This is a genomic window from Candidatus Arcticimaribacter forsetii (assembly GCF_910589745.1).
GTDB classification, from domain to species: Bacteria; Bacteroidota; Bacteroidia; order Flavobacteriales; family Flavobacteriaceae; genus Arcticimaribacter; species Arcticimaribacter forsetii.
The window spans coordinates 1,056,119-1,071,881 of record NZ_OU342399.1; the positions used below are offsets into that span (position 1 = coordinate 1,056,119).

Below are 15,763 nucleotides of genomic sequence, written 5' to 3' on the forward strand. Positions count from 1 at the left end.
TTAATTTAAAGTCGTTTATCGGGTTCGCGTCTTTTGTCATATTTTAAATCACTCAAGAGACCAGATTTGATTCCAATAAAGAAATTCCATGAAGCTCTATTTCCGAAAGGTACCCAACTAAAATTTAATCGCCAACTTTCTAAATCTCGATTAAATCTCAATTGTGTGTAAGTAACTCCTTTTTGTTTAAAATCATATCCAGAAGAGAATCCAATTCCCCATTTCGGAGTTAAATCAAGATTTCCAGATATCATCAACGAATTATTTGATATCTCGTCTTGACCTCTAGAGTTGTTGTAGGTTAATGAGTGTGCAAATTTAATATCCCATGGAATTACAGTACGGTACAACGAGCTTTGAACTTCGTCTTCATCATCTTCTTGATTGTTATCTTGAAAACGATTATCTGAAAAACTATTTGCTACTCCAAATAAATCATCGTCTCGACCTCCACCTGATAAGCGTTCAAAATTACTATTCATGAACTCATCATCTTCCTCTTCATCTTCTTCTTCATCATCTTCTTTTTTGATAAAGTCTTTGTTCGATAATGAAAAGCCAATGTTGACATTTGCACTTGTTAAACGTGCTAATCCTCCTCCATTTTTTATATGAAAAGTATTGATACGTGTATTGTTTTCATCGACACCGTAAGGATCCATTGTAGCCGCCATGTTGATGCTTACTTTGTCTTTAAAAACAGAGGCGCCAGTGTTTATTCTGATGGGAGCAAGATGAAACTCTTTTGCATTTAAATTATAAGAAGTACTTAAGTTTAAGTTGTTTAAAATTTTAACTTTTTTTGGTTCTGGATTCAAGGTGTCTTTGCTGGTTACTTTAGCTTCGAAATTATTGCTCAGGCTTATTCCCATGGATCTAGACTTTCCTCTTGAGGGTGTTCCAAACAAAGAAGATTCAAAGCGAGTATATTCTCTTGTATTCCCTTCAGCGTCAATAATATATTCATCGTAATACTTTTCGAAACTTGGTTGTACACTATAACTTATAGAGGGTCGCATTGTATGACGTATGGATTGAATCTTACTACCTTCTTTAAAATTAAAAGTTCCATAAATTGTAGTTCCTAAACTCGCACTGTAGTTGTATTCTCTAAATGCATCAAAACCTTTAAGAGTGTCTTTTACGGCATTATTTTCAATTCCATTTTCAATTGAATAATCACTCCAGTTCACAGTTTCTGGCGTCCATATTTCCTTATAATTTGCAGATGTACTGATGCTTAAATGTTTTAATATTTTAAAATTGGTACTGATCGGAATGTTATGAATTATTCCAGCACGAGCATCTTCAAACATTTCATTTTTAAATAACTTTTCTTCCGTTGTAATAATTCTACTTTCTCCTCGAGTTGAGTACTGGAAGTTAATGTTTTGAATGAACCCTTTTTTTGTTCCTGTTTTGGGTGCAAATGGAAAAATCCGTTCCATATTCGCTTGAAAAGTGGGTAAGGTTAGATTAACCGATTGTGATTTTGTGTTTTGGGACAGGGAAGAAGTAAGCGATATATTTACCCTTGGATATTTAGGGAATGATTTTGAGTATGATACTGATGAGCTGAGGGTATTGTTTAAGAAATTAGCATCGTTAAGTTGGTTTACAGATTGAACAAAATAATCACTTGACCCTAAGTTAACCGAAGCAGAAAAGTTAGAGGTTGGGCTTGCTTTAGCATCTCTTCTGTGGGTCCATCTAACGTTGTAAACCGTTGAGTTGTTATAATCTGGAAATCCACGTTCCCCATTTACTAGTTTTTCATATCTAAAACTTAAATTCCCTGCATACTTATAGTTTACTTTATATTGAGTATCTACTCTAAGTCCGTAACTTCCGTTTGTATAATAGTCTCCCGTAAGGTTTAAATCAAAATAATCGTTTACATTTAAGTAATAACCTCCATTTTGAATATAATAACCTCTTTGTTGACTTTCACCGTAAGTTGGGAAAATTATTCCAGAACTTTTATCGTTTGTAGTCGGAAAATAAGCAAATGGCAGACCAATAGGAGTAGGTACATTGGCGATGAAAATGTTACTCAATCCAGCAACAATTTTACCTCCAGGAACCATTTTACCTTTCCTAATTTTGATGTAATAGTCTGGATTATTTGGATCAGCAGAGGTAGTTACCTTTGCGTCTTTTATGTAATAAACAGAGTCATTTTCTTTTTTAGTGAAATTAGAAAAAACATTCATTCCACTTTGTTCAGTTTTTGAATTCCAAATTAAAGCTTTTTTAGTATCGAAATTAAAACGTATTGAATCTGGATTTACTTCATTATTAGCTTGCAGAAAAATTGGTTTTTGAGTAAGTCCATTTATAGAATCGTAAATTCTTCCTGCATAAACTTCATTTGTGGTATAGTCTAATACAATTAGACCGGACTCCAGTCGCATGTCTTCATAAGTCAATACAGCTTTGTTGTACAATCTAATTTTATTTGTTTTTTGATCTATTTTAACAGAATCCTCAGCACTATAATTTATTAGATCTAGAAGTAAAGGTTTATTTTTGGGAATACTGTCTAAGCTAGTTGAATCTTGGGTTTGTTTAACAAATAGAGTATCTTTTTTACCCTGATTATCTGCAAACACTTCTTCTTGAGCAAAGGAGCTACTTACCTTCAAAAAAAGTATTAACAATATGACTGAATAAAAAGACTTTGTTTGCAAGTTGATATAAGCTAGTTTTGTATAAGAATAAACGCTTCAAAATTACATTTATTTTTGATGCTTGTTAAGCTTTTTAAGTATTTATTAGTAATGAAACCATTTAAACAAACGCCACTTTACAAAACATTATTGGGCTTCTCCCTTTTTCTAGCTATTTATACGGTTAACGCTCAATCGAATCCCAAGCCAGATAAACCATTTGTAGTTGTTTTAGATGCAGGTCATGGAGGGAAAGATTCTGGGAATCGTGGGAATGGTTATTATGAAAAAAAAATTGCTTTAAACATAATTTTACAAATAGGTGAAATATTAAACAAGCGTTCCGATGTTAAGGTTATATATACTCGCAAAACAGATGTTTTTGTTGATTTAATCGAAAGAGCACGAATAGCAAATCGTGCTGATGCGGATCTTTTTATTTCAGTTCATTGTGATGCTCACACCTCTCAGGCCTATGGAGCAGGGACTTTTGTATTGGGTCTTCATGCTAACCAAAGAAACTTTGAGGTAGCCAAGAAAGAAAATTCCGTAATATTTTATGAAAAAAATTACGAGGAAAATTATGATGGTTTTGACCCTAATGATCCTGAGTCGGTTATTGGACTAACTTTAATGCAAGAAACCTACCTAAACCAAAGTATTACAGCCGCTGATGCTATTCAAAAAAGCTTTGTCGCTAATTTAAAACGTAAAGATAGAACAGTAAAACAAGCTGGTTTTGTTGTGTTAAAGTACACTTATATGCCTAGTGTTTTGGTTGAAACAGGTTTTTTAACCAACAGAAAAGAAGGTGCTTATTTAAATTCCTCAAAGGGGCAATCCGAAATGTCTGTGGCGATATCAAAAGCAATTATAAATTACAAAAACTCTTTAAGTTCCTCAGTTATTACTTCGGGGTCTATTGGAGAAGCTATTGTTTCTGAAACTTCTGAAACTTCTGAAGATCCTGTTGATCTAAAATCAACGGATGTTGAATTTAAAATACAGATTGCTGCTAGTTCCAAAAACCTAGAAACTAAAAGTTATAACTTTAAAGGATTAGATCCTATTACAAAAGAAAAAGAAGGGACCTTATACCGTTATTACTATGGATCGGCGGATTCCTATAATAAAGCTGATAAGTTAAAAAAGAAGGCAATTCGCAAGGGATATAAACATGCATTTATAGTTGCTTTTAAGCAAAACAAAAAAATAAAATTATCCTCTATAATCAAAAGGTAATTTACCCCTTAAACCCGAAATAATTATTATTTTTGAATATAAATAAAATTAAATTGAAACAATCTAAAGAAATCAAAGCTGCAATATTTGTTCTATTGGGAATTTTTTTATTCTTAATCGGTTTCAATTTTTTAAATGGCACTTCACTTTTTAAGAGTGAAAATACACTATACGCTGTTTATGACCAGGTCGAGGGATTACAATCTGGCACTAAAGTAACTGTTAATGGTTTGACAATTGGTAAGGTTAGTTCAATCAACTTCCTCCCTAAAACAGACAAAATTTTAGTTTCATTCACGGTTAGAAATGATCTTCAGTTTTCTAAAAACAGCGTTGCAGAACTCTATGAGGCAGGTTTAATCGGAGGAAAATCCATAGCTATTATACCCATATACGATCAAGAATCTTTTTTAGCATCCGGTGATACACTACGAAGTAGAATTAAACCTGGGTTAACTGATGTTGTTGGATCTGAAATAGCACCACTTCAAAAAAAATTAGATACGGTTTTATCTGATGCTGATACTTTAATAGGTGCTTTAAATACAATATTAGACGATCAAGCACAAAGTGGTTTAAATGAAGCCTTTGCTAACCTCTCTACAACTGTTACCAATTTAAACACGATTTCTTCAGACTTATCAAATATTTTATCCTCTCAAGGGAAAAATATTAATACAACATTAGAAAATTTAGCAGAAACTTCAGATAATTTAAATCAGATCACAGATTCTTTGTCTCGAGCTAATCTTAAAGGTGTGATAACTAAGTTTGAATCTACTGCGACTAGTTTAAATTTAGTTTTAAGTTCTATTAATAGAGGTGAGGGGAGTTTAGGTAAACTTATTCAAGACGATGCTTTATATAATAATTTAGAAGCCAGCACAAAAGAGGTAGAATTGTTGATAAAAGACTTGAAAGAACATCCAAAACGTTATGTTCATTTTTCATTATTTGGTAAAAAAGAAACTCCTTACAAAACAGTTCAAGATAACTAGACACCCTTATGATAGATTTTATTCCTAATGTTCTTTTTGTTATTCTGTTGGTAACTGCAGTAACTATATTCACGAAGAATATTTTAAAAATAAAGAATAATATCTATCTGGGTAAATCAATCCATAGAAACGATGATAAGCCCGAGCGATGGAAAAACATGGCACGTATAGCTTTAGGGCAATCTAAAATGGTTAAACGCCCTGTTGCAGGCTTACTCCATGTAGTTGTTTATGTAGGCTTCCTTGTAATTAATATTGAATTACTAGAAATAATAGTTGATGGAGTTTTTGGAACACACCGTATTTTTGCTCCACATCTAGGAGGATTGTATAATGCCTTAATTGCAGTTTTTGAAGTCTTTGCTTTTTTAGTTCTAGTCTCTGTTATTATATTTTGGATTAGAAGAAACGTAATTCGATTGAACCGCTTCTGGAAAAATGAAATGAAAGGTTGGCCAAAGTTAGATGCCGACCTTATTTTATATTTTGAAATTGTTCTAATGTCTTTGTTTTTAACAATGAATGGAGCAGATTTATATATTCAAACAAATTTCCCAACAGCAGAACATTATCTTCAAGCAGGTTCTTTTCCTGTAAGTCAGTATTTGACTCCTGTTTTTAAGGGAATGGCCCTCGATTCTGTTATTCTAATTGAACGAGCTGCTTGGTGGATGCATATTGTAGGGATTTTTATTTTCTTAAATTATTTATATTATTCAAAGCATTTACATATTCTGCTAGCATTTCCAAATACTTTCTTTGCAAACCTTAAAGCTAAAGGTGGTTTTGCTAACAATCCAACGGTTACTGCAGAGGTAAAATTAATGATGGATCCGGAATCAGATCCTTATGCCGCTCCAGATGTTTCCGCTGACGAACCGGATAAGTTTGGTGCATCTGATGTAATGGATTTAAACAGAGTTCAATTATTGAACGCATATACCTGTACAGAATGCGGTAGATGTACTAGTGAATGTCCAGCAAATCAAACTGGAAAACTACTTTCTCCTCGAAAAATAATGATGGATACTCGTGATCGATTAACAGAAGTAGGAGATAATATATCTAAAAATAAAGGAGTTTTTGTTCCTGATGGAAAACAACTCTTAAACGATTATATTACAGCAGAAGAATTATGGGCTTGTACTTCCTGTAATGCTTGTGTAGAAACCTGTCCAATAGATATTGATCCTCTTTCTATTATTATGACCATGAGGCAATATTTAGTTATGGAAGAATCAGCTGCTCCTACTGATTTAAATAACATGATGGGTAATATTGAAAATAACGGGGCACCTTGGCCTTTCAACCAACAAGACAGACTAAATTGGGTCCAAGACCTATAAATACTAAAACAAAACGAGATGCACAAAGAAGAAGCAGAAAATTATTTGCACAAAAAAGTAGAAAACGGAGAAGAAGTAAGTCCAGTTTTACCTGAGGGGATTAAAAATTATTTAATTGACATCGACGGAACTATATGTGACGACATTCCAAATGAAGAACCGGAGCGCATGGAAACAGCAGAACTTTATCCAGATGCTTTAGAAACTTGTAACCGTTGGTATGACGAAGGTCATTTAATATGTTTTTTTACATCACGTGTTGAAGCAAACAGAGAAGTTACAGAAGCATGGTTAAAGCGTAACGGTTTTAAATATCACAGTTTACTTATGGGGAAACCAAGAGGTGGAAATTACCACTGGATTGATAACCATTTAGTAAAAGCAACTCAATACAAAGGGAAATTTACAGAGTTAGTTAAAAAAGAAGTTACTATTCAAGTCTTTGATGACGGAGTAAACGATAACTAAAATATATGATTAAAGTTCCAACACTTGCCGAATTAACTGCACAAGGAAAAACCCCCGAAATTTTATTTTGGGTTGGATGTGCAGGTAGTTTCGATGAAAGAGCAAAGAAAATTACAAAAGCTTTTGTAAAACTTCTTCACAATACCGGGGTTTCATATGCCGTTTTAGGAGCAGAAGAAAGTTGTACGGGAGACCCAGCGAAAAGAGCTGGTAATGAATTTCTTTTTCAAATGCAAGCGGTTACTAATATTGAAGTTCTCAATGGTTATGGAGTTAAGCGTATTGTTACAGCCTGCCCACATTGTTTTAATACGCTTAAAAATGAATATCCTGATTTAGGTGGAACTTATGAGGTTATTCATCATACTCAACTATTAAAAGAACTTTTAGATGGCGGTAAACTAACCATTGAAACAGGAAGTTATAAAGGGAAGAAAATAACCTTCCATGACCCTTGTTATCTTGGAAGAGCAAACAATGTTTATGAAGCTCCTCGAGATCTAATTCAAAAGTTAGATGCCGAATTAGTTGAAATGAAAAACTGTAAAGCAAAGGGTCTTTGTTGTGGAGCAGGAGGAGCACAAATGTTTAAAGAACCTGAAAAGGGAAATAAAGACGTTAATATTGAACGGACAGAACAAGCTCTTGAAGTTAAACCAGATATTATTGCAGCAGGTTGTCCTTTCTGTAATACCATGTTAACAGATGGTATAAAAAATAAGGAAAAAGAAGGTGAAATTCCAGTCATGGACATAGCAGAGTTAATTGCAAACGCAAAAGATCTATAATCATGCTAATTCCTTTTAAAGATTTATCAGATGAATCTAGAGTTTGGATTTATCAAGCTTCTCGAACTTTTTCTAAAGAAGAAAAAACGGATCTAATTAAAGAATTAGAAAACTTCCTTAATCAATGGACAGCTCATGGAGCTGATTTGGTTACTTCTTATGAAATTCCTTATGATCGCTTTATTGTAATTGCACTAAATGAAAAAGTTCAGGGAGCAACTGGTTGTTCTATTGATTCATCTGTTCGTTTTATACAATCTCTTGAAGAAAAATACAAAATTCAACTTCTAGATAAAATGAATGTTACCCATAAAAACGGGTCAGAATTTTTATATACGCCTTTAAAGGAATTTAGATCTTTAGCTAAAAAAAGAAAAGTTTCTTCTAACACAATAGTTTTTAATAACTTAGTGTTAAATAAAGCTGAATATCTCAGTCATTGGGAAGTTCCAGCCGGACAAAGTTGGCATTCTCGTTTTATTAAATAAAATCCTTTTTAATGCGAATTCTTCTGATCTCTCTTTTGAGTTTTTGTTCTGTGTATTCACAAACTACAGATCCTCTTTTATCAACTGATTATGAAGCTCAGCAGAAATGGGTAGATAGCGTTTACTCTTCACTTACACTTGATCAGAAAATAGGTCAGTTATTTATGGTTATGGCTTTCTCAGAGCAAGGAGAGAAACATTTTGATCAGATCTCTATAAATGTAACCGAAAATGAAATTGGAGGGGTTATATTTTCATTGGGAGGACCTTTGGAACAAACAAATTGGTTAAACAAATTACAGTCTAAATCAAAAATTCCTTTGTTAATTGGTATGGATGCGGAGTGGGGAGTTGCAATGCGTTTAGACTCTGTTCAGCCTTTTCCTTGGAACATGACTTTGGGTGCTATTCAAGATAATAAACTCATAGAAGCTGTTGGGGAAAGAATCGGAGAACAGGCAAAACGCCTTGGAATCCATATTAATTTCGCTCCCTCTGTTGATATAAATACAAACCCCAAAAATCCGATCATAGGAAATCGTTCTTTTGGTGAAAATAAAGAAAACGTTTCACAAAAAGGAATCGCTTTTATGAAGGGAATGCACAAAGCAGGAATTTTATCTTCAGCAAAACATTTTCCAGGACATGGAGATACTTCAACGGATTCTCATTTGGGATTACCCTCAATTAACTTTGCATCAGATCGAATTGATGAAGTTGAATTGTACCCATTTAAAAAGATAATAAATGCTGGTATTTCATCAGTAATGGTAGCTCACTTAGACATTCCCGCTATTGATTCTGGCATACCCTCTTCTTTGTCGTACAAAACGGTTCAGACTTTACTCAAAGATTCATTAGATTTTAAAGGTCTTGTAATTACTGATGCATTGAATATGAAAGGAGCTTCGGGAATTAGTCCTAAGTTTGGAATCGATGTTGCTGCTTTTGTGGCAGGTAATGATATCTTATTAATTCCAAATGATGTTCGTTTGGCAATTAAAAAAATGAAACGCGCTTTTAAGGCAAAACTCTATACCCCAGCGCGACTAGAAGTTTCAGTAAAGAAAATATTAAAAGCAAAATATCTTGCAGGTCTAGGGGATTATAAAAGTATCTCAACGGAGAATTTATATTCCGATTTAAATACAAAAGAGGATGATTATCTAATTGCAAAAGCCATGCAGAATGCAATTACTGTAGTTAATAACAAAGACAATGTTTTACCATTAGATAAAACAAAAACATATGGATACCTAAGTTTAGGTGATGATGAAGGGACTTTTTTTAAGAATACATTGATTGGAAATATAAATTTAAAGTCTGTAGATTCCAAAACACAAAACGAACAAATATTAGAGCAGCTAGAACCCTACAAAGAAGTCATAATTAGTTTTCATAGATCAAACGCTAGTCCCTGGAAAGCATCTAATTTTTCAAAAAAAGAATTAGAATTAATAGCTCTTCTAGCAAAGCAACATACTGTTATCTTGAATGTTTTTGTAAAACCTTATGCTCTTTCTCCTATTAAAGAACTGTCCGAAATAGATGCATTAGTAATTGGTTATCAAAATAATAAAGAATCTCAAGTTGCGACTGCAGAAATAATATTAGGAAAGAGAAAATCTTCAGGACGTTTACCGGTTTCAATTTCATCTGATTATCCTGTTGGACATGGAATTGATCTAAATGGTCCTTCAGAGCTTTCAGAAAGTTCCCCTTTAGAAGTAGGCCTCAATCCCGAAACTTTAAATAATATAGATGCGCTTGCTCAAATTGCAATAGATTCCCTTATGACTCCAGGAATGCAAATTTTGGTTGCTCGACATGGAAAGGTAGTTTATAATAAAAGTTTTGGGTATCATACCTATGAAAAGAAACGACCCGTTTTAAATACAGATTTATATGATTTAGCCTCTTTAACTAAGATCCTTACAACCTTACCATTAATAATTAATGAGGTAGATCAAGGCACTCTTTCTTTAGAGACTAAATTAGGAGCTTTAAACCCAAATTGGGCTAAGTCTAACAAATCCGAACTAAAAGTCAAAGATGTACTCTCGCATTACGCTAGATTAACTCCGTGGATCCCTTTTTACAAAGAAACAATTCAAGAAGGTTCACTTAAACTGAACAGAAAATATTACCGCAAAAGACAAAGCAGAAGATATCCAATTAAAATTGCGGATAATTATTATGGTAAAAAAAGTTTATCAGAGCTTATATCTACAAAAATATTAGAAAGTAAACTAAGGGATTCTCTTGAATACAAATATTCTGATCTTCCGTATTTTTTTTTAAAAGATTTTCTTGAAAAAAGATATGGTAAACCTCTTGATATCATAGCAAGAGATTCTATATATAGACCTTTAGGTTTAAAGCGAACTAGTTTCAATCCCAACGAAAATTTACCCAATCAAACAATCATTCCATCTGAAATAGATACCTACTTTAGAAATCAGGAATTGAAGGGAGAGGTTCATGACATGGGGGCTGCAATGCTAGGCGGTGTTGGAGGTCATGCAGGCCTTTTTTCAAATGCTACTGAGGTAGGGATAATTATGCAATTATTTCTAAATAAAGGAAAATACGGGAATGAAAAATTCTTTGCTTCAGAAACTTTTGATCTTTTCAATAGATGTTTATATTGTGAAAAAGGGAATAGAAGCGGAGTAGGTTTTGATAAACCACAATTGTCTGGAAGAGGATCTACTTGTGGTTGTGTTCCAAAATCAAGTTTTGGTCACTCTGGTTTTACAGGAACTTATGCTTGGGCCGATCCTGAAAATGAATTGATCTATGTTTTTTTATCCAATAGAACATATCCGACAATGAATAATAACTTATTGTCAAAACATGATATCAGAACCCGAATTCAACAGTACATTTACGATTCAATAATTAATTAAAATAAATACATTTGAAAATAGCAATTGTTTGTTATCCTACATTTGGAGGTAGTGGAGTTGTCGCTACAGAACTTGGTTTGGCATTAGCTAAACAAGGTCACGAAATTCATTTCATAACCTACAAACAGCCTGTGCGTTTAGAAGCTTTGAGTGAAAACCTGTATTTTCATGAAGTAAATGTTCCTGATTACCCACTGTTTCAATTTCAACCCTATGAACTCGCTTTGTCTAGTAAGTTAGTAGATATGGTTAAGCTCCATGGAATTGAAGTACTTCATGTGCATTATGCAATTCCTCATGCTTATGCTGCGTATATGGCAAAAAAAATGTTAGCAGATCAGGGGATTAAATTACCTATTGTAACTACACTTCACGGAACCGATATTACTTTAGTCGGAAGTCACCCTTTTTATAAATCTGCTGTAGAATTTAGCATCAATCATTCCGACTGTGTAACTTCAGTATCCGAAAGTTTAAAGAATGACACCATAGATTTATTCAACATAAAAAAATACATAAATGTAATTCCAAATTTTGTTGATTTCACGAAACATTCCAATCATAGAGAAGAGTGTGATAGAGATTTAATTGCTTTACCACACGAACGGATAGTTTCTCATGTTAGTAATTTTAGAGGTGTAAAAAGGATTTTAGATGTTGTTAAAACCTTTGAAAAAATAGTAAATAATCTCCCAGCCAAGCTCATCATGGTTGGAGAAGGTCCTGAAAAAGAAGTAGCGATGGAGTATTGCGAAGAACATGGTTTTTCTGAACATGTAAAATTTTTAGGAAAAAGTAATCAGGTCTTCGAAGTGCTTTGTTACTCGGATTTGTTTTTACTACCTTCAGAAACAGAAAGTTTTGGACTTGCTGCATTAGAAGCAATGATGATGAGAGTTCCTGTAATATCATCAAATACAGGAGGTCTTCCTGAGGTTAATGTAGCGGGTAAAACAGGATATTTACTAGAGGTTGGTGATGTTGAGGGGATGGCGGAAAAAAGTCTAAAACTTCTAAAAGACGATGTTCTTTTAGAGGAGTTTAAGACCAATGCACAACTGGAAGCTAGGAAATTTGATCTCACTAAAATTATAGGTCAATACATTGAAGTATATCAAGAAGCCTTGAAATCTATATAATTATTTAGGATTATAAATACGTTTGGCATTTTTATATGCATCCTCTTTATTCAAAGACATTTTCTTCGTTTCAAATTTAGAATACATTTCCATTTGATCTCCATAATGAGGGGAATCAGGGTGATCAGAACTCCCATAAGATATTGAAGATTCAATCTGTGTACCTTCTGGAGTAAACCGAACTAATTCAATGTAGGATTCTCCACTTTCAACCTTAATTTTTCCATCTTTATGTTGAACTGAATTCATTGAGGTCAATACATCAGGTAAACCGAAAATCGGAATTTCTTTATCTCCTCTTACAAGCTTTTGATAATCCCCAAGTGTTATATCTGTTGTATTGAAATGTTTAAGCATATAATTTTTAGAGTCTCTTAACGCTTGTATTAAAAATGTTCTTGGGAAAATTTTTGGTGCAGGAAGTTTATAATAGTATTTGTAGAGCCTGTAATAAAGAACGGCAAATACTCCAGCTCCTTCTGAGGATGCATCTGTTTTTCGATCCCAATCTTGTATTTTTTTAATTAATGATTTAATGTCTGGATATTGATCAGCCTTAATATCAAATAAGGCGTTAATATTCATCCATGAAAAATTCATTATTTCTGGATACTTTCTGTCGTACTTAATTCTTTTAAAATCCTCATAAGAAACTTTATCCTCTGCATCAATAAGTTCTTTTAATCGAATGGATCTATTATTGTCATAACGTTCAAAACCCATATCAAGTGAAAAATCATCTCCTTTTGGGTTATTTGCTTCATCAGTAGACTTAAAAGGGGAGTGGTTGGTATTGTAAAAATACCCTGATTTTGGTTGAATTACTTGCGGAAGTTCCTCTAAAGAATAAGTAGAAGTCCACAATGTTTTCATCGTATTTCCAGGGACAACTTCTTTCCAGTTGTATCCGGGTGCTCTTTTAGGTATTAGACCGTTTGAAATATAAAATATAGTATCATTTTTGTCTGCATATCCAATGTTATATCCCGGTAAAGCCTCCATTTTTAAAACATCATAAAATTCTTTAAAAGACTTTGTTTTATTCATTCTCCACCATTGTTCTAAACCTCTTACTTCTTCAAGAGCGGGGGTTCTAACGGAAAAATAGCCCGTTTTATTTTTCAAGGTAGGTCCATAAATACTTCTGTAATACTTTTTAAAAACCTTAAAAGGTATCCCTAGAATTTTCATGGAAAGTTTTGCTTTAAATGATTCTAATAGATGTTCTTTTCCATCAACCAAATAAACATTTTTCTTTGACGGATGCATTTCCAATTCGAAAACATCTGTTTTATCGGGCTGATTTACAGTGTGTGCCCATCCCAAATATTCATTAGCTCCAATCAAAACACTTGGACTTCCAGCAAAAAGAGCTCCAATTATATTTGTTCCTTCTTCACTACATAAATGAGCCTCATACCAAGAAACAGGACCATCCAGCGGCTGATGTGTGTTTATAGCTAAATAGGTGTTTCCATCGGTGGTTTTAGAACTATTGAAGGCAAATGTATTAGATCCTTTAGTTTCTTCTTTAGAGGGTACATATTTAAGATCATTACTTATAATCTTAGAAACCCAATAGTCTCCTTTTGAAGAAATAAAAAGTTGAAGCTGGGCGTAGCGCATCATTCTTTTTGGAGTAACTGGGAACAACTCATCTGAAAGAACTTCTTCCGGGTACGTTGCTGCATACTGATTCATACCAGCAGCATATCCTTCAAGTATTTTTTTATATTCAGGGCTTGTTTTTGTTTCATAATCACGCTCTACTAATTCTTCTGAGCGGATGAATTGAGCTAGAAAATCAGCTGGAATTCCTTTCTTTCCTATATGAGCACTAAGCATATTGTTTCCGGCCAAATAAGATTGTTGAATGGTTTTGAAATCATCTTCCGCATGAGCCCATGCTAGACCATAAGCAACTTCAGCATCTGTTTTAGCGAATATATGAGGCACACCATATTCATCTCGAATAATATCAATTTCTTTTGGATTTATTTGAGAATAAACAGTGGTACAGATTGTTAGAAGTACTGATAAGAGGAGTGAAGAGAATTGGTTTTTTATCATTTTTAATTAATGCAAATACTTAGTTCTTATTTACAGATTTCTAAAGTTAATGATTTTAAGATTTTAACATGGTTCTGAGAGGATAATTGTTTGGTTAAAATCTATTTATACAGTTAAAAATACAATTATTTAAAACCTTCCAATTTATCTGTAAATATTTGATTATGATAATGTTATATAGTTTTATTCATTATATATATTAACACCATAATATCCTTTTCGTTAAAGTATTCATTCATTTTTATTTTAAAGCTATTCCATATGGATTTATAACACATATATTTTAACAAAATAAAAATCAAATCACATGAAAAAAACACCTACAATTCTTACAATGATTCTACTTTTCTGTAGTTTATTGTTACATGCTCAACAATCTATTACTGGATTAATAATGGATTCTAATGGGACACCTATTCCAGGTGCTACCATAATTATTTCCGGAACTTCTCAGGGTGCAACCTCAGATTTTGACGGAAATTTTACAATTAGCGCAGACGGACAAGCTAGTTTAGAGTTTTCAAGTATTGGTTTTGAATCACAAACGATTGCAATAAATGGCCAAGATAATCTTACAATTATTCTTGAAGATTCAGTTAGTCAATTGGATGAAATTATTGTTACTGGTTATGGAACTCAAACTCGTGGTAAATTGACAGGGGCTGTTGCCTCGGTAGATGTTTCAGATGCAGTTAAGCTACCTGTTGTTAATGCAGCTGAAATTTTACAAGGAAGAGTTTCTGGAGTTACCATAGTTACCAATGGGGAACCAGGATCAGCTCCAAAGGTTCGTGTTCGTGGTTATGGGACTCCAAACAATAATGACCCTCTATATATCATTGATGGGGTTCAAACTAGAGATGCTTTTGTTTTAAATAGTATAAATCCTTCAGATATTGATCAAATTAATGTTCTTAAGGATGGTGCAGCAGCTATTTATGGATCTCGAGCTTCTAATGGTGTAATCATTATTACCACTAAAAGTGGTAAAGGCTTGAGCGGATCAAAAGTCTCTTTAGAAATTTCAACAGGAATGTCTACTGCAAGTAATCTTCCGAGCTTTTAGGCCAAAATATTCATCTAAATTAAATGATACAACCTTTTTAAAACTTAATCCTTCTTCTTTGTGTAGACGAACAAGTTCTTTATAAACACCGATTGGAGATGAACCTGTTGCAAGCCCTAGGACAAAGTTCTCGGATTTACAGTTTTTAATTCCATCGGAAATTTCCATTGCAACAAGAGCGTCTGCTTCAGTTGCATTCTTAAAAGTTATGTTGTGTATTTTTTCGAAACGGGTTATTTCATTTCTTCCTGGAAGTTGAAATTTTAAGTCATTTTGATTCATAAGATTTGGGTATCTTTGAGTTAAAGTATTTTATTTTCAATAATATAGGGTCAAGAATAATTTATAAGCTAAATAAACAAATGTAATTGACCAGATCCACCATCGGTTTTTAATATACCATTCCATATTTTTTTCTTTAAGATACACTTTTATTAAATATTCTAAAAAAAAAAAGACCCTTTTTCGGGTCTTTGATTTATAAAAGTACAGCTATATCGAACAACTCATATCAGCCCCACAACATTGTGGAGATTTTATTTTGCCTTCGCATTTAGGACATTTTGAAATTTGTACAGAA

At 33.2% G+C, this 15,763-nt stretch carries 12 protein-coding genes; 9 read left to right on the forward strand and 3 right to left on the reverse strand.

Translation table 11 applies throughout. The features are described from left to right. Positions 1-5 precede the first annotated feature (5 nt). Positions 6-2,645, reverse strand: a complete 2,640-nt coding sequence (locus tag NG655_RS04910) for a putative LPS assembly protein LptD (protein ID WP_252158224.1) — start codon at positions 2,643-2,645, stop codon at positions 6-8. Positions 2,646-2,780: 135 nt separating this feature from the next. Here NG655_RS04910 and NG655_RS04915 point away from each other — a divergent pair, with 135 nt between their 5' ends. From NG655_RS04915 to bshA, 8 genes are read left to right on the forward strand one after another with little or no spacing between them, the layout of a single operon-like run. Next, on the forward strand, positions 2,781-3,911 hold the full coding sequence (locus NG655_RS04915; RefSeq protein WP_252158225.1) for an N-acetylmuramoyl-L-alanine amidase: 1,131 nt from the start codon (positions 2,781-2,783) through the stop codon (positions 3,909-3,911). Positions 3,912-3,964: 53 nt separating this feature from the next. Then, on the forward strand, positions 3,965-4,909 hold the full coding sequence (locus NG655_RS04920; RefSeq protein WP_252158226.1) for an MlaD family protein: 945 nt from the start codon (positions 3,965-3,967) through the stop codon (positions 4,907-4,909). A gap of 11 nt (positions 4,910-4,920) precedes the next feature. Beyond that, positions 4,921-6,255, forward strand: a complete 1,335-nt coding sequence (locus NG655_RS04925) for a 4Fe-4S dicluster domain-containing protein (protein WP_252159087.1) — start codon at positions 4,921-4,923, stop codon at positions 6,253-6,255. An 18-nt stretch (positions 6,256-6,273) separates the two neighbouring features. Further along, entirely contained in the window at positions 6,274-6,723 is a 450-nt protein-coding gene (locus NG655_RS04930; protein ID WP_252158227.1) for an LNS2 domain-containing protein, read from the forward strand. Between the two features lie 5 nt (positions 6,724-6,728). Next, the gene (locus NG655_RS04935) at positions 6,729-7,511 is read left to right on the forward strand and encodes a (Fe-S)-binding protein (protein WP_252158228.1); all 783 of its coding nucleotides are present in this window, start codon (positions 6,729-6,731) and stop codon (positions 7,509-7,511) included. A 2-nt stretch (positions 7,512-7,513) separates the two neighbouring features. Continuing rightward, the gene (locus NG655_RS04940; RefSeq protein WP_252158229.1) at positions 7,514-7,999 is read left to right on the forward strand and encodes an ABC transporter ATPase; all 486 of its coding nucleotides are present in this window, start codon (positions 7,514-7,516) and stop codon (positions 7,997-7,999) included. An 11-nt stretch (positions 8,000-8,010) separates the two neighbouring features. Continuing rightward, a complete protein-coding gene (locus NG655_RS04945; protein WP_252158230.1) occupies positions 8,011-10,908 on the forward strand; it encodes a serine hydrolase domain-containing protein in 2,898 nt (965 codons plus the stop codon). 11 nt (positions 10,909-10,919) lie between these two features. Continuing rightward, a complete protein-coding gene (gene bshA, locus NG655_RS04950; protein ID WP_252158231.1) occupies positions 10,920-12,047 on the forward strand; it encodes an N-acetyl-alpha-D-glucosaminyl L-malate synthase BshA in 1,128 nt (375 codons plus the stop codon). Here the strand turns inward: bshA and NG655_RS04955 are convergent, their stop codons facing one another. Next, positions 12,048-14,117, reverse strand: coding sequence for a penicillin acylase family protein (locus tag NG655_RS04955; RefSeq protein WP_252158232.1), 2,070 nt, complete (start codon positions 14,115-14,117; stop codon positions 12,048-12,050). It lies immediately after the preceding gene. A gap of 307 nt (positions 14,118-14,424) precedes the next feature. On the opposite strand from NG655_RS04955, the gene NG655_RS04960 reads away from it, so the two are divergent. Further along, positions 14,425-15,183 carry a TonB-dependent receptor plug domain-containing protein gene (locus NG655_RS04960; protein ID WP_252158233.1) on the forward strand — a complete coding sequence of 253 codons (759 nt, stop codon included), beginning with the start codon at positions 14,425-14,427 and terminating at the stop codon, positions 15,181-15,183. On the opposite strand, the gene NG655_RS04965 is transcribed toward NG655_RS04960, so the two are convergent. After that, on the reverse strand, positions 15,142-15,465 hold the full coding sequence (locus NG655_RS04965; RefSeq protein ID WP_252158234.1) for a hypothetical protein: 324 nt from the start codon (positions 15,463-15,465) through the stop codon (positions 15,142-15,144). The two genes, NG655_RS04960 and NG655_RS04965, sit on opposite strands and share 42 nt — an antisense overlap. Positions 15,466-15,763: the final 298 nt, after the last annotated feature.